This is a genomic window from Mycobacterium sp. URHD0025 (assembly GCF_000426065.1).
Taxonomy (GTDB): domain Bacteria; phylum Actinomycetota; class Actinomycetes; order Mycobacteriales; family Mycobacteriaceae; genus Mycobacterium.
Genome location: NZ_AUEQ01000001.1, coordinates 227,575 through 247,852, shown reverse-complemented (window position 1 = coordinate 247,852; position 20,278 = coordinate 227,575). Strand labels below are relative to the sequence as shown.

General features: G+C 65.7%; 20 protein-coding genes. 13 read left to right on the top strand and 7 right to left on the bottom strand.

The features are described from left to right. Window positions 1–4: 4 nt before the first annotated feature. The 5 genes from H977_RS0101150 to H977_RS32205 are packed head-to-tail and all read left to right on the top strand — an operon-like array spanning window position 5 to window position 5,090. A complete protein-coding gene (locus H977_RS0101150; protein ID WP_029106143.1) occupies window positions 5–1,459 on the top strand; it encodes a 4-hydroxyphenylacetate 3-hydroxylase family protein in 1,455 nt (484 codons plus the stop codon). After that, window positions 1,456–1,884 (top strand): RidA family protein, encoded by a 429-nt coding sequence (locus H977_RS0101145; protein WP_029106142.1) that lies wholly within the window; start codon window positions 1,456–1,458, stop codon window positions 1,882–1,884. The genes H977_RS0101150 and H977_RS0101145 overlap by 4 nt, the downstream gene beginning before the upstream one ends. Then, complete coding sequence (locus H977_RS0101140) at window positions 1,881–2,555, top strand: DUF1028 domain-containing protein (RefSeq protein ID WP_029106141.1); 675 nt, start codon at window positions 1,881–1,883, stop codon at window positions 2,553–2,555. The genes H977_RS0101145 and H977_RS0101140 overlap by 4 nt, the downstream gene beginning before the upstream one ends. Continuing rightward, a complete protein-coding gene (locus tag H977_RS32210) occupies window positions 2,545–3,687 on the top strand; it encodes a M20 family metallopeptidase (protein ID WP_036474750.1) in 1,143 nt (380 codons plus the stop codon). The genes H977_RS0101140 and H977_RS32210 overlap by 11 nt, the downstream gene beginning before the upstream one ends. Further along, window positions 3,684–5,090: an aspartate ammonia-lyase gene (locus H977_RS32205; protein WP_051288504.1), complete on the top strand. Its 1,407-nt coding sequence runs from the start codon at window positions 3,684–3,686 to the stop codon at window positions 5,088–5,090. Before H977_RS32210 ends, H977_RS32205 begins: the two co-directional genes overlap by 4 nt. On the opposite strand, the gene H977_RS0101125 is transcribed toward H977_RS32205, so the two are convergent. Further along, on the bottom strand, window positions 5,023–5,637 hold the full coding sequence (locus H977_RS0101125; RefSeq protein ID WP_029106140.1) for a sigma-70 family RNA polymerase sigma factor: 615 nt from the start codon (window positions 5,635–5,637) through the stop codon (window positions 5,023–5,025). The two genes, H977_RS32205 and H977_RS0101125, sit on opposite strands and share 68 nt — an antisense overlap. Before the next feature lie 326 nt (window positions 5,638–5,963). Here H977_RS0101125 and H977_RS0101120 point away from each other — a divergent pair, with 326 nt between their 5' ends. After that, on the top strand, window positions 5,964–6,377 hold the full coding sequence (locus H977_RS0101120; protein WP_036474748.1) for an MmpS family transport accessory protein: 414 nt from the start codon (window positions 5,964–5,966) through the stop codon (window positions 6,375–6,377). Further along, entirely contained in the window at window positions 6,374–9,283 is a 2,910-nt protein-coding gene (locus H977_RS0101115) for an MMPL/RND family transporter (RefSeq protein WP_029106138.1), read from the top strand. Before H977_RS0101120 ends, H977_RS0101115 begins: the two co-directional genes overlap by 4 nt. Here H977_RS0101115 and H977_RS34620 read toward each other — a convergent pair. The 4 genes from H977_RS34620 to H977_RS0101100 are packed head-to-tail and all read right to left on the bottom strand — an operon-like array spanning window position 9,273 to window position 11,371. After that, window positions 9,273–9,530, bottom strand: coding sequence for an Ada metal-binding domain-containing protein (locus tag H977_RS34620; RefSeq protein WP_081681561.1), 258 nt, complete (start codon window positions 9,528–9,530; stop codon window positions 9,273–9,275). The genes H977_RS0101115 and H977_RS34620 overlap by 11 nt on opposite strands. Next, window positions 9,527–10,246: a 2OG-Fe(II) oxygenase gene (locus H977_RS0101110; protein ID WP_029106137.1), complete on the bottom strand. Its 720-nt coding sequence runs from the start codon at window positions 10,244–10,246 to the stop codon at window positions 9,527–9,529. The genes H977_RS34620 and H977_RS0101110 overlap by 4 nt, the downstream gene beginning before the upstream one ends. After that, window positions 10,243–10,854, bottom strand: a complete 612-nt coding sequence (locus tag H977_RS0101105; RefSeq protein WP_029106136.1) for a methylated-DNA--[protein]-cysteine S-methyltransferase — start codon at window positions 10,852–10,854, stop codon at window positions 10,243–10,245. The genes H977_RS0101110 and H977_RS0101105 overlap by 4 nt, the downstream gene beginning before the upstream one ends. After that, on the bottom strand, window positions 10,847–11,371 hold the full coding sequence (locus H977_RS0101100; RefSeq protein ID WP_029106135.1) for an RNA polymerase sigma factor: 525 nt from the start codon (window positions 11,369–11,371) through the stop codon (window positions 10,847–10,849). The genes H977_RS0101105 and H977_RS0101100 overlap by 8 nt, the downstream gene beginning before the upstream one ends. 88 nt (window positions 11,372–11,459) lie before the next feature. On the opposite strand from H977_RS0101100, the gene H977_RS0101095 reads away from it, so the two are divergent. The 4 genes from H977_RS0101095 (at window position 11,460) to H977_RS0101080 (ending at window position 15,444) form a co-directional block, all read left to right on the top strand. Next, window positions 11,460–12,614 (top strand): acyl-CoA dehydrogenase family protein, encoded by a 1,155-nt coding sequence (locus H977_RS0101095; protein WP_029106134.1) that lies wholly within the window; start codon window positions 11,460–11,462, stop codon window positions 12,612–12,614. Between the two features lie 95 nt (window positions 12,615–12,709). After that, window positions 12,710–13,456 (top strand): TetR/AcrR family transcriptional regulator, encoded by a 747-nt coding sequence (locus H977_RS32200; RefSeq protein ID WP_051288502.1) that lies wholly within the window; start codon window positions 12,710–12,712, stop codon window positions 13,454–13,456. A gap of 139 nt (window positions 13,457–13,595) precedes the next feature. After that, window positions 13,596–14,609 (top strand): AurF N-oxygenase family protein, encoded by a 1,014-nt coding sequence (locus tag H977_RS0101085; RefSeq protein WP_029106133.1) that lies wholly within the window; start codon window positions 13,596–13,598, stop codon window positions 14,607–14,609. Between the two features lie 37 nt (window positions 14,610–14,646). Continuing rightward, window positions 14,647–15,444, top strand: a complete 798-nt coding sequence (locus H977_RS0101080; protein WP_029106132.1) for an acyl-CoA thioesterase — start codon at window positions 14,647–14,649, stop codon at window positions 15,442–15,444. On the opposite strand, the gene H977_RS0101075 is transcribed toward H977_RS0101080, so the two are convergent. Then, entirely contained in the window at window positions 15,429–16,913 is a 1,485-nt protein-coding gene (locus H977_RS0101075; protein WP_029106131.1) for a PucR family transcriptional regulator, read from the bottom strand. The genes H977_RS0101080 and H977_RS0101075 overlap by 16 nt on opposite strands. Window positions 16,914–17,023: 110 nt before the next feature. Here H977_RS0101075 and gabT point away from each other — a divergent pair, with 110 nt between their 5' ends. Then, window positions 17,024–18,370: a 4-aminobutyrate--2-oxoglutarate transaminase gene (gene gabT / locus H977_RS0101070; RefSeq protein ID WP_029106130.1), complete on the top strand. Its 1,347-nt coding sequence runs from the start codon at window positions 17,024–17,026 to the stop codon at window positions 18,368–18,370. A 31-nt stretch (window positions 18,371–18,401) separates the two neighbouring features. Further along, a complete protein-coding gene (locus H977_RS0101065) occupies window positions 18,402–19,856 on the top strand; it encodes an NAD-dependent succinate-semialdehyde dehydrogenase (RefSeq protein WP_029106129.1) in 1,455 nt (484 codons plus the stop codon). Window positions 19,857–19,864: 8 nt separating this feature from the next. On the opposite strand, the gene H977_RS0101060 is transcribed toward H977_RS0101065, so the two are convergent. Beyond that, window positions 19,865–20,245 (bottom strand): hypothetical protein, encoded by a 381-nt coding sequence (locus H977_RS0101060; protein WP_029106128.1) that lies wholly within the window; start codon window positions 20,243–20,245, stop codon window positions 19,865–19,867. Between the last annotated feature and the right edge of the window lie 33 nt (window positions 20,246–20,278).

The window sequence follows — 20,278 nt, the reverse complement described above, 5'->3', positions numbered from 1 at the left end:
AGCAATGATCAGAACCGGAGAGGATTACCGGGAATCGATCCGTGACGGACGCAATGTCTGGATCGACGGGGAACGCGTCGACGACGTGACCACGCATCCCGCGTTCCAGCCGATCATCGACATCCGCGCCCGCATCTACGATCTCGGTCATGACGAGTTGACCAGGGACACCATGACATACGTCGACGACCAGAGCGGCGAGGTCTGCGCGATCGGATCCAAACCGCCGTTGACCAAGGAGGATTGGCACGCCAAGCGGCGAGGCGTCGACACGATCCTCGACCATGCCGGCGGGGTCGTAACTCGCGTGGGGGACGAAACCGTCGGGGAGATGTGGTCGCTGGCCGATGGCCAGGATGTGCTGAACAAGATCAACCCGGCGTTCTCCGAGAACATCGTCCGGCACGTCAGAAATGCCACGCTGACCGATCCGTTCCACGTGTCGGCGAACACCGACCCCAAGGGCGACCGGTCGAAGTGGCCGCAGGAACAGGATCCGGACGTCCTGCTGCGTGTCGTGAGCGAGAACGATCGTGGAATCGTAGTGCGCGGAGCGAAATTCGAGACCGCAGCAGCATACTCCAACCAGGCCTTTGTCAAGCCGACCATCGGTGACTGGAACAGCCAGACCCACTCGGAGTACGCCGTCGGCTTTCTCGCCGACATGGGGCATCCGAACATCAAACACATCTGCCGGTCCGGATTCCGGGGGATGCGATCGGCGGAGGACTACCCGCTCACCAATCGGGTGGACGAGATCGATACCATGATCGTCTTCGACGATGTGGAAATCCCTTGGGACGACGTGTTTTTCTACCGACACACGGAGGCGGCCAGCTTTATCCGCGCCACGTTGCACCGGTACAGCATCTTCCCGTTTGTGCAGCGTCACCTGCGTTGGGCGGATCTGCTCCTGGGCTTCGCGCACGCCAGTGCACGGCAGACGGGCGTCAAGATGCACCAGGGCGTGCGAGAGAAGATTGCGGAAGTGGCGGCCTACCGCGAGGGGATCAACGCATTCCTCACCGCTGCAATCGAACTCGCTGAGCCCAGCCCGAGCGGCCTGCTCATGCCGCATCAGGCGACGATGTATTCGGGTCGGGTTTTCGCGTGCAGCAACCTGCCGAGGATCGTGCATCTGGTTCGTGATCTCGCCGGCTGTCAGATCAGTCTGACCCCGAGTGCGGCCACCTTCGCAAACGAGGAGACGGCAGGCTGGCTGGCGAAGTACTTCGCGGTCGGGGACGTCGAGGCCGAAGAACGTCGCAGGCTATTGGCCTACGGGCGCGACTTGCTCAACTCCGACTACGCCAACCATCGGCTGACCTTCCAGCTGTTTGCGCAGTCTCCGCCCTTCTCGCACCTGCTCGCGGTCTACAACAACTATGACTTCGAACCGGCCACTGAACTCATGTGTCAATCGGCAGGCATCAAAACAATCGACGGGAGAAACCGATGACAGAATCCATTGTGGCGGGCGGACATCGCCGAATCCGGCCGTTCAACACCGCCGACACCTACCCCGAACAGAACCTGTCCAACGACCTCTGTCAAGCCGTGGTGGCTGGGAACACCGTCTACCTGCGCGGCCAAGTGGCCCAGGATCTCGACACTCGCGAATGCGTGGCGGTGGGTGATCCGGCCGGACAGGCGCACAAGACGGTCGACAACATCGAGCTGCTGCTCGCGGAGGCGGGTGCGTCACTCGAGCACATCGTCTCGTGCGACGTCTATCTGACCGACGTGCGCTACCGCGAAGACGTCTACCGGGTCCTCGGTGAGCGCCTCAAGGGCGTCTTCTATGCCTCGACCGGCCTGGTGGTGGACGCACTGGCACGCCCGGAATGGGTGGTCGAAGTGACTGCGACGGCGGTGATTCCGTGACGTTCTCGCTGGCCGGCCGATGCGCCCGTACCGGGATGTTCGGTGCGGTGGTCACCTCGTCGAGTCCCTCCGTGGCGTCCCGATGCGTGTGGGCGCGATCCGGTGTGGGAGTGGCCTGCACTCAGAATGTCACCGACCCCACGCTCGGCCCGAAGCTGTTGGACCGACTTGCGGACGGCCTGGCGGCGCAGGCCGCGATGGACCACGTAGTGGCCCATGCGGCGTACCCGGAGTACCGCCAGCTCACCGTCGTCGACGCGACTGGTGCCGTCGCATCCCATTCCGGCGTACGCACATTGGGTACCTACATCGTCGCTACTGGGGTCGACGCGGTCGCCGCCGGCAATCTGCTGAACTCGGAGAAGGTACCTCAGGCGATGGTCGAGGCATTCGTAGCCGACCCGGAGCGTCACCTCGCCGACCGGCTGCTTGCCGGGCTCCGCGCCGGCGAGGAGGCCGGAGGCGAGGAGGGGCCCGTGCATTCCTGCGGCTTGCTGGTGGTCGCCGATGCCGAATGGCCACTGACCGACCTGCGGGTGGATTGGGCCGATGACCCGATTTCCCGGCTCGAGGAGATCTGGCAGGTGTGGCAACCCCAAGCGGAGGACTACACACTGCGGGCCCGCAGACCTGACCTGGCGCCGTCATACGGAGTTCCGGGTGACGAATGACCACAGGGGCCTGGCGAAATCCGCAGTGGAGGAAGCGTTTCCGTCGCTGGTCGCGCTGTCGGAAAAGTTGCATGCCCATCCTGAGACAGCCTGGACCGAACATCAAGCCGCCGCGTGGGTGAGCGGGCGGCTGGCCGAAGACGGATTCGAGGTGACGGCGCCCTACTTGGGCTTGGACACTGCCTTCCATGCCCGGTACGGCAACGGGCCGGTGCGCGTAGGACTGTGCGCGGAGTACGACGCCTTACCGGGGCTCGGCCATGCCTGCGGGCATAATCTGATTGCGGCCATATCGGTCGGTGCCGCACTGGGGCTGGCCCGCGTTGCCCACGAGGTGGGGCTGACGGTGGAGGTGTTCGGTACCCCGGCCGAGGAGGGCGGCGGCGGCAAGATCGAGATGTTGGAGCGCGGCGCGTTTCGCGGCCTCGACCTGGTCATGATGGCCCACCCGGCGCCGGTCGATGTGGCAGAGGCGCAACCATTCGCCGTCTCGCACTCCGAGATCACCTTCACCGGCAAGGCCGCGCATGCCGCCGCCTATCCCGAACATGGCCGTAATGCCGCCGATGCCTTCACTATTGCGCAGGTTGCGCTCGGCCTGCTGCGTCAGCAGCTCCCAGCGACTGTGCGGGTGCACGGCGTGATGACCGACGGCGGGGAGGCACCCAATGCGATACCCGAGCGGACCCGCGGCAGATGGTATGTCCGAGCCGAATCTCTGGCCGAACTCGCCGACCTGGAGCCGCGGGTATGGCGCTGTTTCGAAGCAGGAGCACTGGCCAGCGGATGCGAACTGTCGGTGCGTCCGGAAAGCAAGCCATACGCCGAGTTCCGCACTGATGAAAAAGCTTTGGCGGCCTACCGACGCAACGCCGAGGCGCTGGGCCGCAGCTTCGCCTCCGACGAACAGGCCAGCCGGATGAACCGTGCATCCACGGACATGGGCAACGTCTCGCAGGTTGTCCCAGCGATCCACCCCTACATCGGGATCGGTTCGCTGCCGGCATTGAACCATCAGCGGGAATTCGCCGACCACTGCGTCGGACGGCAAGCCGAGCGCGCGATCAATGACGGTGCCGTCGCGCTGGCCTGGACCGCGCTCGATCTATTCGACGTACGGCCACATCGATGAAATCCGACGTGCGGACAGAGCACGATCTCCTGGGGGCGCGCAGTATTCCGGCCACAGCGTACTGGGGCGTGCATACGGCCCGCGCCGTCGAGAATTTTCAGGTCAGCGGCATCACGCTGGCGATCCACCGGCCGCTGATCGCGGCGTTGGGAGCGGTCAAGCAGGCGGCCGCACGCGCGAACCTCGACCTCGGGGTGCTCGACTCCGAACGGGCGGACGCCATCGACCGCGCTTGCCAGGACGTCATCGACGGGTGCCTCGACGATGAGTTCGTCGTCGACGTGGTGCAAGGTGGGGCCGGCACCTCGACGAACATGAACGCCAATGAGGTCATCGCCAACCGGGCGCTGGAACTGCTCGGATTTCCGCTGGGCAGTTACGACCATCTGCACCCCAATGATCATGTCAACCGGGGGCAATCGACCAACGATGTCTATCCGACGGCAGTCAAACTGGCTCTGGTGACGGAGCTCGATGGGCTGTCTGCGGCGGTCGAGGAATTGTCAGACGCATTCGGCGCCAAGGCCGCCGAGTTCGCCGGCGTCTCGAAGATCGGGCGGACGCAATTGCAGGACGCCGTACCGATGACCGTGGGGCAGGAATTCGGCGCCTGGCGATCGACCCTGGCCGAGGAGCTCGCGCGGATCGCCGATGCGCGGGAGCTGCTCTGTGAGACCAACTTGGGAGCAACAGCCATCGGAACGGGCATCGCGAGCGTACCCGGCTACCCGGAAGCCGTGGTCCGTCATCTGCGGTTGATCAGCGGTGTGCCGGTGAAGACAGCGACCGACCTCGTGGAGGCCACTTCGGATACCGGCTCGTTTCTCAATCTCTCCGGAGTGCTCAAACGCACTGCGGTCAAGGTATCCAAGATCTGCAATGACTTGCGGCTACTGGGGTCGGGGCCTCAGGCCGGCCTGGGCGAATTGCGTTTGCCGACAAGGCAAGCCGGATCCAGCCTTATGCCGGGAAAGGTCAACCCGGTGATCCCGGAGATGGTCAACCAGGTCGCGTTCGCGGTGATCGGCACCGACGTCACCGTCACCATGGCCGCTGAAGCGGGGCAGCTTCAGCTCAACGCGTTCGAGCCGGTGATCTGTCACGGTCTGCTGCAGTCGATCGGCTGGATGCGACGGGCTTTCGATACGCTACGCACTCATTGCGTTGACGGTATCGAGGTCAACCGGGAACACCTGCGGGCAGTCACAGCGCGTAATGCCGGCATCGTCACCGCACTGATTCCACTCCTGGGTTATCGCCGTGCCAGTGAGGTCGTGACGGCCGTTCTGGACGGCAGGGGCGACGTTCGGGAACTGGCATTGGCTACCGGGTCGATCACGGTCGAGGATTTGGACCGCCTGCTGGGGCACGCACGAGACCTCGATCCCTTGCCACATCATTGAGCAACTCCCGCAGGCGCTTTCGGCCACGGGCCAGCCGCGACATCACGGTGCCGATGGGAGTTCCCATGAGAGAAGCTATTTCGCGGTACGGGTAGCCCTCCACGTCGGCGAGGTACACCGTCACCCGGTTGACGGCGGGAATCGCCCGAAGGGCGTCGGCGATCTCGTCGTCGCGCATCGCTTCGAGTGCTTCCACTTCTGCCGAGCGAAGGCCGACCGAGGTGTGGCGCGCCTCGGCTGACAACTGCCAATCCGTGAAGTCTTCGCACAGTTGCTCGCTCACCCCGCGCTGGCGCGTGCGGTACATGTTGACCCAGTTGTTGTACATGATCCGGAACAGCCAGGCCCGGGCATTGGAGCCCGGCTCGAAGGTGTGAAAGCCGCTGAAGGCTTTGAGCAGTGTCTCCTGCATCAGGTCGTCCGCGTCGTACCTACTGGTGGTCAGCCGTTGTGCGCGACCCCGGATCTGCTCGATGCAGGGCAGTACGGTGTCGACGAACACGCTGTTGTCCCTGCGGTCGGACAGCGGTTCCACATCGATGCTCAACAGGTACCCGCCTCCCGACTTATGTATAGAAAACCTATGTATAATAATAGCGCAATGGACTGGGCGAGCGCCAATCGGCATGGCGGAGTGCGGCTCTCGCCAGTCTCGCGACGCCGTGGTCATCGGTCGCGGGAAAGCCGCAGTACAGCCCTCTCAGGTAATTCACAGGAATGCATCGCGACTGCGATGGGTTGTCAACGGGTGTAATGTTTCACCGCGCAATGCATAGTTATTCGAACTAATTCGCCGATCGGCGGCAATCGCGGTTGACGGGTTCGAATAATCGTCGGGAGGTATCGGTGAGTCCTGGTCGGGGTGCTCGGCTGATGAAGAATGCCTGGATTCCGTTGGTTCTGGTGGTCGTGCTCGCGGTGTCGGGACTGGTGGTCTCGCGCCTGCATCGGATGTTCGGTTCCGAAGATCTCAATGCGAACGCGGGCGCAGGCATCGAGATCGTCCAGTTCAATCCGAAGATCCTCGTCTACGACGTGTACGGGCCGCCGGGGGCATCCGCCCAGATCAGCTATTTCGACCCGGACGCGAAGGTGCATCAGATCACCGCCACGCTGCCCTGGTCGGTCAGCTTGTCGACAACGTTGCCCACGGTCAGCGCCAATCTCATGGCGCTGGGCGACGGCAGCGAAATCGGTTGCCGTGTCACCGTGAACGGCATTGTCCGTGAGGAGCAATCAGCCAATGGGATCAAACCCCAGACCTACTGCTTGGTGAAGTCCGCATGACGTCTTCCACAGCCGCCCACGCCAAGAACGATCGGGGCCACCGTCCCTACTTCGCGCACGCACTGCGAATCCTCTCGATTCCGGTCGTGCTGTTCTGGATCGCCTTTGCCGTCGTCGTGAACGTCATCGCACCGCAGCTAGAGGTGGTCGGCGAACTCCACTCGGCGCCGATGGCGCCCGAAGACGCGCCGTCGATGATCGCGATGAAGCGAATGGGCGCCAACTTCGGTGAGTTCGACTCCAACAGCACAGTGATGATCGTCGTCGAGGGGCAGCAAGCGCTGGGCCCTGACGCGCACAAGTACTACGACGAGATCATCCGCAAACTGCGCGAGGATCCCGAGCACATTCAGCACATCCAAGACTTCTGGGGTGACACGCTCACCGCGGCCGGCGCGCAGAGCGCCGATGGCAAAGCGTCCTACGTGATGCTGAACCTGGCCGGCGAGCAGGGCCAGACGCTCGCCAACGAAGGCGTGGAGAAGGTCCGCGACGTCATCAAGGAAACCCCGGCCCCGCCGGGCGTCCAGGCCTACGTCGCCGGTCCGGCCGCGCTGACCGACGACCTGCATGTCATAGGCAACGCGAGCTTGGCCACCATCACCCTGTACACGTTGATCGCCATCGCTGTGATGCTGCTGATCGTCTACCGGTCGATCCGTACCACGTTGGTGCAGCTGTTGTTAACCGGTGTGGGGCTGCTGTCGTCGCGCGGTTTGGTCTCGGTCCTGGCCACCCACGACGTGTTCGGGCTGACCACCTTCGCGGGCAACATCCTCACGATGCTGGCCATCGCCGCCGCGACCGACTACGGCATCTTCATCTTCGGCCGCTACCGCGAGGACCGAAGCCAGGGGCTGGACCGAGAAGACGCCTACTACGCCACGTTCAAGTCCGTCGCGCCGGTCATCATCGGATCGGGCCTGACGATCGCCGGCGCCACCTATTGCCTGAGCTTCGCCCGGCTTCCCTACTTCAGCACCATGGGTGCGCCCGTGGCGATCGGGATGATCGTGGTGGTCGCGTCCGCGGTCACGATGGGGCCCGCGGTCCTCTACCTGGGCGCCAAGATCGGTCTGTACGAGCCGAAAAAGACGGCGAAGGGCCGGTTCTGGTACAAGGTCGGCACCACGGTGGTCCGCTGGCCGGCACCGGTCCTGGTGGCCAGCGCGTTCGTGGTACTGATCGGTGTGGTGGCCGTGCCCGGCTATAAACCTGCTTACAACGACCGGTGGTACCTGCCGACCGATGCGCCAGTGAACGTCGGATTCGCCTCTGCCGACCGGCATTTCACCCAGGCCCGGATGAATCCGGACATCCTGATGGTCGAATCCACGCACGACATGCGCAACCCGGCCGACATGCTGGTGCTGGACCGGGTCGCCAAGAACGTGCTGCGTACCGAGGGCATCGCGATGGTGCAGAGCATCACGCGTCCATTGGGTATCCCGATCCAGCACAGCTCGATTCCGTTCCAGACCGCCATCCAAGGGCAGACCAGCAATCTGAACCTGCCCTTCCAGCGGGAGCAGTTGGCCAATCAGCTGAGAATGGTTGACGCCACCAATGTTTCGATCTCGATCCTGGAAGAGCAGTATCGACTCTCGCTGCGGCAGACCCAGCTCACGCAGGACTCGGCGGCCAAGTCGCAGGAGCTGCTCGAGGTCACCAAGAAGATGCGGGACAACATCGCCAACTTCGACGATCAATTCCGGCCGATGCGCAACTACTTCTACTGGGAACCGCACTGCTTCGACATCCCCATGTGCGCCGCGGTGAGATCCGTCTTCGACGCCTTGGACGGGATTGACGAACTGACCGACAAGACGAGTTCGGTGCAGGTCAACACCGACCAGCTGGCGGACCTGGCACCGAAGTTGACTGCGCTGCTGCCGCAGACCATCGCGTCGATGAAAACCAGCCGGGACCTGTCACTGGCCTCGTACAACTCGCAGAAGGCCCTGATCGACCAGATGCAGGCGATGAACGACACCGCCTTGGCGATGGGGCAGAGTTTCGACGACGCCAAGAACGACGACCTGTTCTATCTGCCGCCGGAGGCGTTCACCAACCCCGACTTCGAGCGCGGTCTGAAGATGTTCCTCTCGCCCGACGGGAAGTCGGCGCGGATGTTCATCACCCATCAGACCGATCCGGCGACGCCGGAGGGCATCGCACGGGTCAACGCCGAGCGCACCGCCGCGCAGGAGGGCCTGAAGATGTCCTCGTTGTCGGACGCCAAGATCTATCTCGGCGGCGTCGCGGCGACCTACAAGGACATGAGCGACGGCGCTCGCTACGACCTGATGATCGCGGTCGTGTCGGCTTTGACGTTGATCTTCATCATCATGCTGATCATCACCCGCAGCATGGTGGCGGCCGCTGTGATCGTCGGCACCGCCGCCAGTTCGATCGCGGCATCGTTCGGCATCTCGGTGTTGTTGTGGCAGGACCTGTTCGGCATCCACGTCCACTGGCTGGTGATGCTGATGTCGGTGATCATCCTGCTGGCGGTCGGATCGGACTACAACCTGCTGTTGGTCTCCCGGTTCAAGGAGGAGATCCACGCGGGCCTCAAGACCGGCATCATCCGCTCGATGGGCGGCACCGGCGGCGTGGTGACGTCGGCGGGCATGGTGTTCGCCGCGACCATGGCGGCCATGCTGGGCAGCGACCTCGTCGTGCTGGCCCAGATGGGGTCGACCATCGCGATCGGCCTGCTGCTGGACACGTTGATCGTGCGGTCACTGCTGATGCCGTCGATCGCGACCCTGCTGGGCCGGTGGTTCTGGTGGCCGCAAGTGGTTTATCCCCGCGGGGACAACCATTTTCGGAAGCCGGCGTCACGACGGGTACCGCGTGAGGGTGACGACGACACCGCGGCCCTGCCGGTGCCTACGGGTTAGTCCGCTTCCACCGCCGATAGGCATCGGGTAGGCAGACGGCGCAGGGTCGATAACCGGCCGATGCAGCTGTCTGCGTGTCGGCGAAGAACACCCGGTGGCTGACGTAGCCGCCGGCGGTGATGGCGCGCAGCGCCGAGGGGCAGTCGAGCCGGCCGTATATCTTGCTACGGCGGTGTCCCCCAATGGTTCCCGGGATGGTGCTGCGATGAGGTCGACCGTCGGCGCCGATCAGGACATAGCGCTTCACGCGGCGTCGTGGAAGACCAGGCCCAGGGTGAACCGGGTCCCGGAGCGGACGGTGGAGACACCGTGCCGGATGGGTGCCGCCGACCACCCCCGCACCGACTTGGCCGGGCGGTCGCGGGTGGTGAACACCAGCCCGTGCCCATGAGGGATGACGGTGGCGGTGCCGCGCGATTGCGCGCGAGGGCGCTGTTCGTAGAGCAGGAACTCGCCTCCGGTGTAGTCGACGTCCGGGTCGGTCAGATTGATCACGACCTGGAGCGGGAAGATCAACTCGCCGTAGAGGTCGCGGTGCAACGCATTCCAGTCCCCGGCACCGTATTTCAGCAGGATCGCCGTCGACTTGGTCTGACCGGCCGCGTGGCACATCTGGAGCCAGTCGTCGAAGTCATCGGGCCACGGTGCTTCCCGGCCGAGCCGATCCCACCAGGTGCGGGCGATCGGCAGCAGGTGTGGATACAGCGCTTTCTTCAGCGCTGTCACGGCCGGCGGGTAGGGCTGCCGGAAGTAGCGGTACTGACCTTCGCCGAATCGGTAGCGGGCCATGTCGATCGTCGAGCGGAACCGGGACACATCGGTATACAGCGCCACGATGTCGGTGGCATCCGCCGGAGTCAGCAAGGGTCCCGTCAACGCGCATCCCGTGTTGTCGAGTTCATCGCTGACAACGCTCCAGTCGGTGGCGTCCACCCGTTGCTGCCAGGAGGTCGTACTGCTCATGCCGCGGCCTCCAGGTCGAGCAGCAGGCGCTTGGCCTCCGTGCCACCGAGGTAGCCACCCATCGCGCCGTCACTGCGGACCACGCGGTGACAGGGAACCACCACGGGCAGCGGGTTTCTCGCGCAAGCGGTCCCCACGGCGCGCACCGCTTTGGGGCTGCCGGCCAGCGTCGCGACCGCGGCGTAGCTGGCGGTTTGCCCGTAGCTGATCTCGGCCAGGTGATGCAGCACTGTGCCGCGGAAGCCGGCAGCGAGCCGCCAGTCCAGCGGCAGGTCGAAGCTGCGCCGCGTCCCGGCGAAGTACTCGTCGAGTTCACGGGCTGCGGTGTCGAGGCGCGCCGGCGCGTTCAGGATGCGTGGGCTCACCGCATCGGCGAGGTGCTGCAGCACGGCGTCGTGGTCTTCGCGAGCGTAGGCAACACGGATCAGTCCCTGCTCGGTGGCCGCCAGCAACAGTGGGCCGACCGGGCTGTCGACGGTGCGGTAGGCGATGTCGAGGAGACCGTCGCGCTGGGCTGCGGCCGCCAGGCGGTTGTGCAGTTCGGTCAGCTTGCCATTGCCCGGCTGGGTGATTCGGGCCAGGTCGCCGACGATGCCGTCGTTACTCATGGGCCTCTCCTTTGAGATAGATGCGTCGTAGCGTGGCGATGCCGTCGCTGGAGGCGCGGCGTGCGGCCGCTGCGGTGCCGCCGAGAATCGCGGCGATTTCGTCGTAGGGCAGACCGGCCAGATAGTGATAGGCCACGGCGTGTTTCTGCTTGTGCGGAAGCTGGTCGACCGCGGCGGTCAGATCGTCGAAGCTCTCCCCGCTGCGGGGGCCGGGTGTTTCGGGGACGACGTCGGTCGGCATGGGTTGGCGCGTCCGGGTCCGGGTGAGGTCGATGGCTTTGCGATGCGCGACGGTCACCAGCCAGGCCTCGAAATTGGTGCCGTCGGGCAGATCGGGGTAAGCCTTCAGTGCCGCCAGGAACGTCTCCGACCAGGCGTCGTCGGCGTCGCCCGCGCCGACGATCGCGCAGCAGACCCGAAAGACGGTGGGGCCGTGGTCGCGAACCACGGTCTCAAACGGCGGTTTGGCTTTCACACCCTGTAGACGCTCCCAGTCCGAGTTTTGTGAGGTCTCCATGGTGAGTGAAATTCGCCCGCCGCGTCGAGGAAGGTTCCGACAGGGCCGTTACCTTTACAAATGAGTCCACAAGTGTCACGGTGTCCTGATGGACTTCTCCCATGTCGAGCTCTCCGAGGAGGACCTGGCTTTTCGCGACGAACTGCGGGCGTTCCTGGCCCGCATCGTCACCGATGAGGTGATCGAGCGCGATCGTCAGACCGGCGAGAACTTCGATGAGACAGTGCATCTGGCCCTGGGGGAGGCCGGATACCTGGCCGGTGACTACCAGGCAGAGGCCGACGGTGGATTCAGCGCGGTCCGGCGCCGGATCTGGGAGTTGGAGATCGGCCGGGCCCACACGCCATGGTTCCACTGGGGAACGACCGCGATGGTCGCGCACACGGTGGAGAAGTTCGCGTCGGCCGAGCTTATGGATGATGTGCTGCCAGGTGTCCTGGACGGAAGCCTGCGGCTGTGCCTGGGCTTCACCGAGCCCGAGGGCGGATCCGACGTCGCCACCTGCAAGACCCGTGCGGTACGGGAAGCGGATGGATCGAGCTGGGTTGTCAACGGCTCCAAGATGTTCACCTCGAATGCGCACAACGCCCGATACGTGTTCCTGTTGACCAACACCGACCCGGCCGCGCCCAAGCACAAGAGCCTGACCATGTTCCTGGTGCCGCTGGATTCACCCGGGGTCGAGATCCAGCCGATCCGCACCGTCGACGGCGACCGCACCAACATCACTTATTACAGCGATGTCCGGGTCAGCGATCGCTACCGCATCGGCGAGGTGAACGGTGGCTGGACGGTGCTGCGCGGTGCGCTCGAACTCGAACACGGCACGTTCGAACGCGAGACCCGCGGCCTGCAGAAGCTCGCCACCATGACCGAGCACATCAACTTGATGGCCGAAGCGGTGGACCGGGTGGCAGCGGTGGCTCCCGAGGACGCGGCAGCGCGCTACCGGCTGGGCCGTGGCATCGCCCGGTTGGAGGCCGCGTTGAGCAGCCCGGGCATGTACGGGCGGGTGGCCATTGCCCAGACCATGCGCGATGTCTCCCCGGATCTCATGGACATTCTCGGATCGGCGGGCGCGCTGCCGGTCGGCACGGCCGGGGCCGCCGACGACGGTGGCGCCGAGTACATCTTCCGGTTGGCCGGGCCGACCGGTATCTACGGCGGAACCCTCGAGGTGTTCCGCAACATGATCGCGCAGCAGGCGCTGGGGCTGGGTCGGCCCCGGACGCCTTCGCGGTGACATGGCCGTGGACAGAGGTCCCGCTGTGGAACACTCGGTCCACACAGTCCTGTCGCGACCTCTAGTCCGCCGAGCGTGAAAGTGGGGATGACGACGTGGGGACCGGTCCCCGTGCAGCCGATGACGGCGCCGGCGAGGCGCAGCCGGTCCACGATGCCCGCTGGTCTGAACACAATTCCGCCAGGCGTGCACGTCTTGTCGAGGCCGCTGCGGCGCTGTTGGACGAGCACCCGGTCGGCCGCGAGGCCAGCGTAGAGGAGATAGCCAATCGGGCAGGCCTGGCCAGGTCGGTGTTCTACCGGCAGTTTGACAGTCGGGAAGCTTTCGATCGTCGTGTCCGGACTTTCATCCTCGACGAGTGCTTCGAGATGTATGAGATGAACTTGGATTTCTCGACCGGATCGATCGACGAGATCGTCACCAGAACCGCTGGCTCCCTGCTTGGTTGGCGGGTCGACCACCCTGCGTGGTACGCCTTTCTCGGCACCGGCCCGACCGATGATGACACTGCGGACGTGGACGCGGTACAGCGCCTCAGCCGTCGCTTCGAGACGCTCATCGACGGCCTGCTGTCGGAGATCGCGGGGAAGGTCGGCGTCGATTACGAGCCGTTGCGGACGCTGCCCTGGGCGGTGGTGACGATGGTCGATGGCACCTTCACGCGGTGGTTGTCGGATCCGTCGCCGGTGCGCAGCAGTGCCCAGATCGTGCGTGACGTTGCCGACTACGCGTGGTACCTGCTCGAGGGTGCGGCTCGGCGCAGCGGATTGTGCGTGGGTCGAGACCAGACGGTCGGAGACGTGATCGAGGGCGTGGCCCGCCCGGCAGATCCTGCTCGGTGAGCCAACCCTTCGCGGTAGGTGCTTCGAGGTAGGACCGCCAACCCTTGACAATCGTATGGGACATGGAGTCCCATACGTAGGGGAGTGGGACTCGCGGTCCCGGTAGATAGAGCCCGAGACGCACAGGGGAGAGAGCGCCATGCCAGTGACGAAGGCGGTCCGTCGGTGGCGGGACCGGATGGAGGTCGGCGACGACGCGGATTACTGCGCGAGGCTGGAGACCCTGTCCGCGGGATCCGTGCACCGTAATTTCAACCCATACCTGGACATCCCGTGGGATTCGCCGGAGTTCACGGTGACCGCGAACGACCCGCGCTGGGTGCTGTCCAAAAGTGACCCCATGGGCGGGAACCCGTGGTACCAGGCGCAGCCGCTGGAAAAGCAGATCGCGATCGGCATGTGGCGTCAGGCGAATGTCGCGAGGGCCGGCCTGCAATTCGAGAGCATGCTGATCCGGGGCATCCTGAACTACACGTTCTGGGTTCCCAACGGCAGCCCCGAATACCGGTACTGCCTGCACGAGGCGGTGGAAGAGTGCAACCACACCCTGATGTTCCAGGAACTGGTGAACCACACAGGCGTGGACGCCCCGGGTTTGGTGCGATGGCTCAGATGGATCCACTGGCTGCCCCCGCTGTTCGCGAGTCCGATGCCGGTGTTCTTCTTCATGATGGTGTTGTGTGGCGAGGAGCCGATCGACCACCTGCAGAAATCCATCCTGCGCGAGGGCGGCAACGTCCACCCGATCATGGAGCGCGTGATGGCGATCCACGTCGCGGAGGAAGCTCGCCATATTTCATTCGCTCACGAGTTTCTGCGCAGGCGAATCCCGGAGATGCGGCGGTTCAACCGATTTGGGCTGTCGATCATGTATCCGCTGAGCTTCCGTCTGGCCGCCAAGCTCATCGCCAAACCTCCGCGCTCCTTCTGGCGTGAGTTCGACATTCCGCGGTCGGTCAAGAAGGACATCTACTGGCGGTCGCCCAATTCCAGGGCGCTGCTGCGCGAGATCTACGGCGATGTGAGGATGCTTGCCGAGGACACGGGTCTGATGAACCCGATCGCCAAGGTGCTGTGGCGGATTCTGCGAATCGACGGCCCCGCGTCGCGTTACCGCAGTGAACCGGTGCGCCAAGCGGTCAACGTGGCTTGAGCGGAGTGGCATTCGGCAGCGTGGGTACTGTGGCCGGGTGCATCCCTTCGACAAGGCCCTGGAACTCGAACCGTCCGGCGACGATCGCTGGCGCGGCCGCACAATCCCGGAGTGGGCCAACATGGTGGGCCCGTTCGGCGGCGTCACCGCGGCCACCATCGTGCGGGCGGTCGAGCTGCATCCGCAGTGCCATGGCCAGCCCATCGCGCTGACCGTCAACTACCTGGCCCCGATCTCCGACGGCGAGTTCGACATCGCGACCAGGGCCGTCAAGACCAACCGGTCCAATCAGCACTGGATCGTCGAGCTCAGCCAGGACGGCGACGCCAAGACCACCGCGACGGCCATCTTCGGATTGCGGCGCGACACCTGGGCTGACACCGAGGTGGCACCGCCGGCAGCCCCGGCACCCGAGGAGATCGTCCGGTCGGTCCCGCCGTTCGGCGTGGTGTGGTTCGACAACTACGACTTGCGTTTCGTCGACGGCGGCATGCCTGAGGAGGGTGCGGCATCCGGCTCGTCGACCACGACGTTGTGGGTGCGCAACAATCCGCCCAGGGCAATGGATTTCGCGGCGCTGGCCTCTGTGAGCGACATCTTCTACCCCCGGGTTTTCCTGCGGCAGGGCCAGTTCGTGCCCGCCGGTACGGTGTCGATCACGACGTACTTCCATGCCGACGACGAACAAATCGCGGCTCAGGGTGATGACTTCGTGCTCGCCACCGCACGGGCGCAACGATTTTCGCGCGGTTACTTCGACCAGACAGCGCACCTGTGGGGCCGTGACACGACTTTGCTGGCCACGAGCCACCAGATCGTCTACTTCAAGGGCTGAGTATTTTCCGGGGTCGACTGCAGAGCGATCCACGCGCTCACGCGAGTCTGCGGATCGTCGAGCTTGCCGGGCAGCGCGGCCTCGATGGCCGCGAGCCGGTTGCGCACGGTGTTGCGGTGCAGGCCGAGCTCTTCGGCCACCTTGAGCCGCGAACCGTGGTGGCGAAGAAAACACCGCAGCGTCTCGCGTTGCTCGGAATCGAGCCCGTGCAACCAGGATTCGGCGAATGCCGTGGCTTTCTCGGGGTCGATCAGGCCGAGGGGACCGTGGTCGATCACCCGATCCCACATCACCGGTCCCGACACCTCGGTGGCCTGGGCGAGCGCCAGCCCAGCGGTGCGGTAGCCGGCTGCCCCGTCGCCGGGCGACACCGTGTTGCCGACGCCGACCTGCAGCCCGTCGCCGGCCAGCAGGGCACCGGTCGCCTCTGTGCGTGAGGGTTCGGCGACCGCGCACAGCTCACCCGCGTAGATCCCGGCGAGGATGCCGCGCCGCTCCAGCATGGCTGCCGCGACTTCGATGGCGGAGTCGTCCCCCGCGGCCCGCAGGAAGCGGATACGCTTCGGCAGTTCGGAACCCGGCTGGTCGACCTCCAATACCAATTGCGCTGTGTGGTAATCACTTTCGGTGAGAAGCTCGAGCGCGCGGCTGCGCAGGTGCTGTCGGGTTGTCGCTCGGCTGCGGTGCTGCTCGTCGATGAGCCCCAGCAGGGCCACCGCCGTCGTCACGGCCTGGCGTTGTCCTTCCGATGCCCGAGCCGGCATCAGCGCGGCCAGGTAGGCCGACGCCCGGCCGCGCAGTCCGATGGGCTGGACCGACACGGAGTGCGTCGGATTGGACTGTGCCGCAGCCGAACGCAATCCGTGAGCCTGCAATCGCTTGACGTCATCGGCGACCTCGTCGAGCGGCAGCTCACCGCGACGGCTGCCGACCGGACCCGTCAGGACCCGGCCGTCGGGATTCATCAGGCACGTCGCCCCGTCGATGGCCGCGGCCAGGGCCGTGATGACGGCAACGGCGGGATCCGGTTTGGCCGCGGCCGAGATGAGCTTGCGCTGCGTCTTGAGCGAGTCGCGTGTCTCGGCCGATTCCTGCTCCTCCAGCAGGTGCGCGACGTGCCGGCTGACTGCGACGAACGTGGTGGGCCCAGGAACCTCCAACAGGTTGACCTGGTACCGGCGGCATGCGTCGGCGAGGGCAGTCGGAATTTCCTCGTGGGTGAGCCCCACGCCGAAGCCCACTGCAGCCACGCCGGCGTCGGCAAGCCTGCGCACGTAGCCGTCCCACTCGTCACGCCAGGCGCCGGTTTCCAGCCCAGTGGTCAGCAGGATCTCGCCGCCCTCCAGGAACGGGCCCGGGTCGGCGAGTTCACTCGTCGCGACCCAGCGGACCGCGGCCTCGGGACGGGACACCTCGACTGCGCGCAAGCCGAGCACGCGCACATCCAGGACGTCGCTGACCAGAACCATATGGCATTTTTGCACATCGCGTGAGTGGCGCAATGTGCATTTCAGACCTGCCTGGAACGTTCGTCGTTCCCTAGCGTGAGGGCAACTACCGCCAGCTGCAGGAGGAACACGTGACCATCGCTGAGATCGCGGGTGCGGCCGTCACCCAGGAACGCCGGCTCGTCACCGCCATTCCGGGCCCCATCTCGCAGGAGATGCAGGCACGGAAGACTGCCGCGGTCGCGGGCGGCGTCGGGACCACACTGCCCGTCTACGTGGTGGCCGCAGGCGGTGGAATCCTCGTGGACGCCGACGGCAACCAGCTGATCGACTTCGGTTCCGGCATCGCCGTGACCACCGTCGGCAACAGCGCGCCCGCCGTCGTCGACGCGGTCACCCAGCAGGTCGCCGCGTTCACCCACACATGCTTCATGGTCACGCCGTATGAGGGCTACGTGCGGGTGGCCGAGGAGCTGAACCGGCTCACGCCGGGCGACCACGAGAAGCGCAGCGTGCTGTTCAACTCCGGCGCTGAGGCCGTCGAGAACGCGGTGAAGATCGCCCGCGTCCACACCGGCAGGCAGGCCGTGGTGGTGTTCGACCACGCCTACCACGGCCGCACCAACCTCACCATGGCCATGACCGCCAAGAATCAGCCGTACAAGCACGGCTTCGGGCCGTTCGCCGGTGAGGTGTACCGGGTGCCCACGTCCTTCCCGTTCCGTGACGGCGAGACCGACGGTGCCGCTGCGGCCGCCCGCGCCCTGGACCTCATCGACAAGCAGGTCGGCGCCGACAACGTCGCCGCCGTGGTGATCGAACCCATTCAGGGCGAAGGCGGATTCATCGTTCCCGCACCGGGTTTCCTGCGCGCACTGCAGAACTGGTGTACCGACAACGGCGCTGTCTTCGTGGCCGACGAGGTGCAGTCGGGCTTCGCGCGTACCGGTGCGATGTTCGCCGTCGAGCACGACGACGTCGTGCCCGATCTGATCGTCACCGCCAAGGGCATCGCCGGCGGACTGCCGCTGTCGGCCGTCACCGGCCGCGCCGAGATCATGGACGCCCCGCAGCCCGGCGGCCTCGGCGGCACCTACGGCGGCAACCCGATCGCCTGTGCCGCTGCGCTCGCGGTCATCGACACCATCGAGCGTGACGGACTGCTCGCCCGTGCCCGGCAGATCGAGAAGACCATGGTCGGTCGCCTCGACGCGATCGCCGCCGAGGACTCGCGGATCGGCGAGGTCCGCGGTCGCGGCGCCATGATCGCCGTCGAGCTGGTCAAGGCGGGCACCACCGAGCCCGACGCCGACCTCGCCAAGCGGGTGTCGACTGCCGCCCACGCCCAGGGTCTGGTCGTGCTGACCTGCGGCACCTACGGCAACGTGCTGCGGTTCCTGCCGCCGCTGTCGATGCCCGATCACCTCCTCGCAGAGGGGCTGGACATCCTGGCCGCCATCTTCGCCGAGACCCGCTGACCGCCCGTCCGGCTCGATCCCTGGAGATGTAATGAACACGCAGAATGCCATCGCCGAGCTGGACACCAAGCACGGCATCCTCATCGACGGACAAGCCCGCGGTGCCGCCACGACGTTCGAGGTGCACGACCCGGCCACCGGCCAGGCCTTCGCCGAGGTCGCCGACGGCACGGTTGCGGACGCCCGCTCGGCGGTGGACGCCGCGCACCGGGCATTCGGTGCCTGGGCCAGGACCAGCCCGCGGCAACGCAGCGACATTCTGCGCCGCGTCTTCGATCTGATGGTCGCCGACACCGAGCGGCTGGCCGCCCTGATCTGTGCGGAGAACGGCAAGTCGCAGGCCGACGCGCGCGCCGAGGTGGGCTATGCGGCCGAGTTCTTCCGCTGGTTCTCCGAGGAGGCGGTGCGGACCGACGGCGCCTACGGCGTCAGCCCCGCGGGTGGAACCCGCACCCTCGTCACGCACAAGCCTGTCGGGGTCGCCGCATTGGTGACGCCGTGGAACTTCCCGGCGGCCATGGCGACCCGCAAGATCGCCCCGGCCCTGGCCGCGGGATGCACCGTCGTCCTCAAACCGGCGGCCGAGACGCCCCTGACGGCATTGGCGATAGCCGGAATCCTCGCGGCCGCAGGCGTTCCCGATGGCGTGGTGAACCTGGTGCCGACCACCGACGCGGCCGCCGTGGTCGAGCACTGGCTGAGCGATGACCGGGTCCGCAAGGTGTCGTTCACCGGGTCCACGGGCGTCGGCCGCGTGCTGCTCAAGCAGGCTGCCGACCGGATCGTCAACGCCAGCATGGAACTCGGCGGCAACGCCCCGTTCGTAGTGACTGCCGACGCCGACATCGAAGCGGCGATCGCGGGTGCGATGGTGGCCAAGTTCCGCGGTGGAGGTCAGGCCTGTACCGCGGCCAACCGGTTCTATGTGCACGCTTCGGTCGTCGACGAGTTCGTCGCCGGGTTGGGCGCCGAGGTCGCGGCCCTGCGGGTGGGGCCGGCGTCAGATCCGGCTTCGCAGGTCGGTCCACTGGTGAGCGAGCGCGCGGCTTCGCGAGTGGCCGCCGCGATCGATGCCGCGGTGGCCGGCGGTGCCGTGATCGCCGCGCAGGCCCAGACGCCGGCCGAGGGCTGGTTCGTCGCGCCGACGCTGCTGACCGGTGTCGCCCCGGATGCGGAGATCCTGGCCGACGAGATCTTCGGACCCGTTGCTCCTGTCGTGGTGTGGGAGCGCGAGGAGGATCTGCTGCGTTGGGCCAACGATACCGAATATGGTTTGGCTGCTTATGTTTACGCCGGGCGACTGCAGGACGCGCTGCGGCTCGCGGAATCGTTCGACGCGGGCATGGTCGGCATCAACCGGGGCATCGTGTCAGACCCGTCGACGCCGTTCGGCGGGATGAAGCAGAGCGGGCTCGGTCGTGAAGGTGCCCGTGAAGGTCTGTACGAGTTCCAGGAGACGCAGTACTTCAGCGTCGCGTTCGACTGAGCGCGCTCTCAGAACGGTGCCGAGTGCTGCATCAGGCTCAACATCAGCACGACCATGCACAGCAGTGAACCGAACATGATCAGCCCCATGACGACGACCACGAACCACGACACGCACCGCTGCTTGCCGCGTGCCAACTTCGCGATCCGCTCGTCCTTCATGAGTTCGTCTGCCACGAAGGCGAATTCGACACGTTCCAGTTCAGTGTCCGCGGCCGGCGCACCGCAGGAGATTTCGCGAAGCCGGGCCGCGGCGATACCCACGCCCACCCCGGCGAACCGGCGACTCATCTGACGCGCCTGTCTGCGGGTGAGACGGTGATCGAGCGCAGGCGCCGTATGCGGCCAATGTCCCCATGCGCCGCCATGCGCGTTAGACGGGGTCGTCATAACCCACTGATTCTACGAGCGTGCCCGGCTCTC

Bases quoted from the DNA above. Each gene is read 5' to 3' on its own strand.
- H977_RS0101145 (WP_029106142.1), top strand. From the start codon at position 1,456: ATGACAGAATCCATTGTGGCGGGCGGACATCGCCGAATCCGGCCGTTC.
- H977_RS0101100 (WP_029106135.1), bottom strand. From the start codon at position 11,371: ATGGAGACCTCACAAAACTCGGACTGGGAGCGTCTACAGGGTGTGAAA.
- H977_RS0101120 (WP_036474748.1), top strand. From the start codon at position 5,964: ATGAAGAATGCCTGGATTCCGTTGGTTCTGGTGGTCGTGCTCGCGGTG.
- H977_RS0101095 (WP_029106134.1), top strand. From the start codon at position 11,460: ATGGACTTCTCCCATGTCGAGCTCTCCGAGGAGGACCTGGCTTTTCGC.
- H977_RS0101065 (WP_029106129.1), top strand. From the start codon at position 18,402: ATGAACACGCAGAATGCCATCGCCGAGCTGGACACCAAGCACGGCATC.
- H977_RS32205 (WP_051288504.1), top strand. From the start codon at position 3,684: ATGAAATCCGACGTGCGGACAGAGCACGATCTCCTGGGGGCGCGCAGT.
- H977_RS0101110 (WP_029106137.1), bottom strand. From the start codon at position 10,246: ATGAGCAGTACGACCTCCTGGCAGCAACGGGTGGACGCCACCGACTGG.
- H977_RS0101085 (WP_029106133.1), top strand. From the start codon at position 13,596: ATGCCAGTGACGAAGGCGGTCCGTCGGTGGCGGGACCGGATGGAGGTC.
- H977_RS0101115 (WP_029106138.1), top strand. From the start codon at position 6,374: ATGACGTCTTCCACAGCCGCCCACGCCAAGAACGATCGGGGCCACCGT.
- H977_RS0101150 (WP_029106143.1), top strand. From the start codon at position 5: ATGATCAGAACCGGAGAGGATTACCGGGAATCGATCCGTGACGGACGC.
- H977_RS0101075 (WP_029106131.1), bottom strand. From the start codon at position 16,913: ATGGTTCTGGTCAGCGACGTCCTGGATGTGCGCGTGCTCGGCTTGCGC.
- H977_RS0101060 (WP_029106128.1), bottom strand. From the start codon at position 20,245: ATGACGACCCCGTCTAACGCGCATGGCGGCGCATGGGGACATTGGCCG.
- H977_RS0101105 (WP_029106136.1), bottom strand. From the start codon at position 10,854: ATGAGTAACGACGGCATCGTCGGCGACCTGGCCCGAATCACCCAGCCG.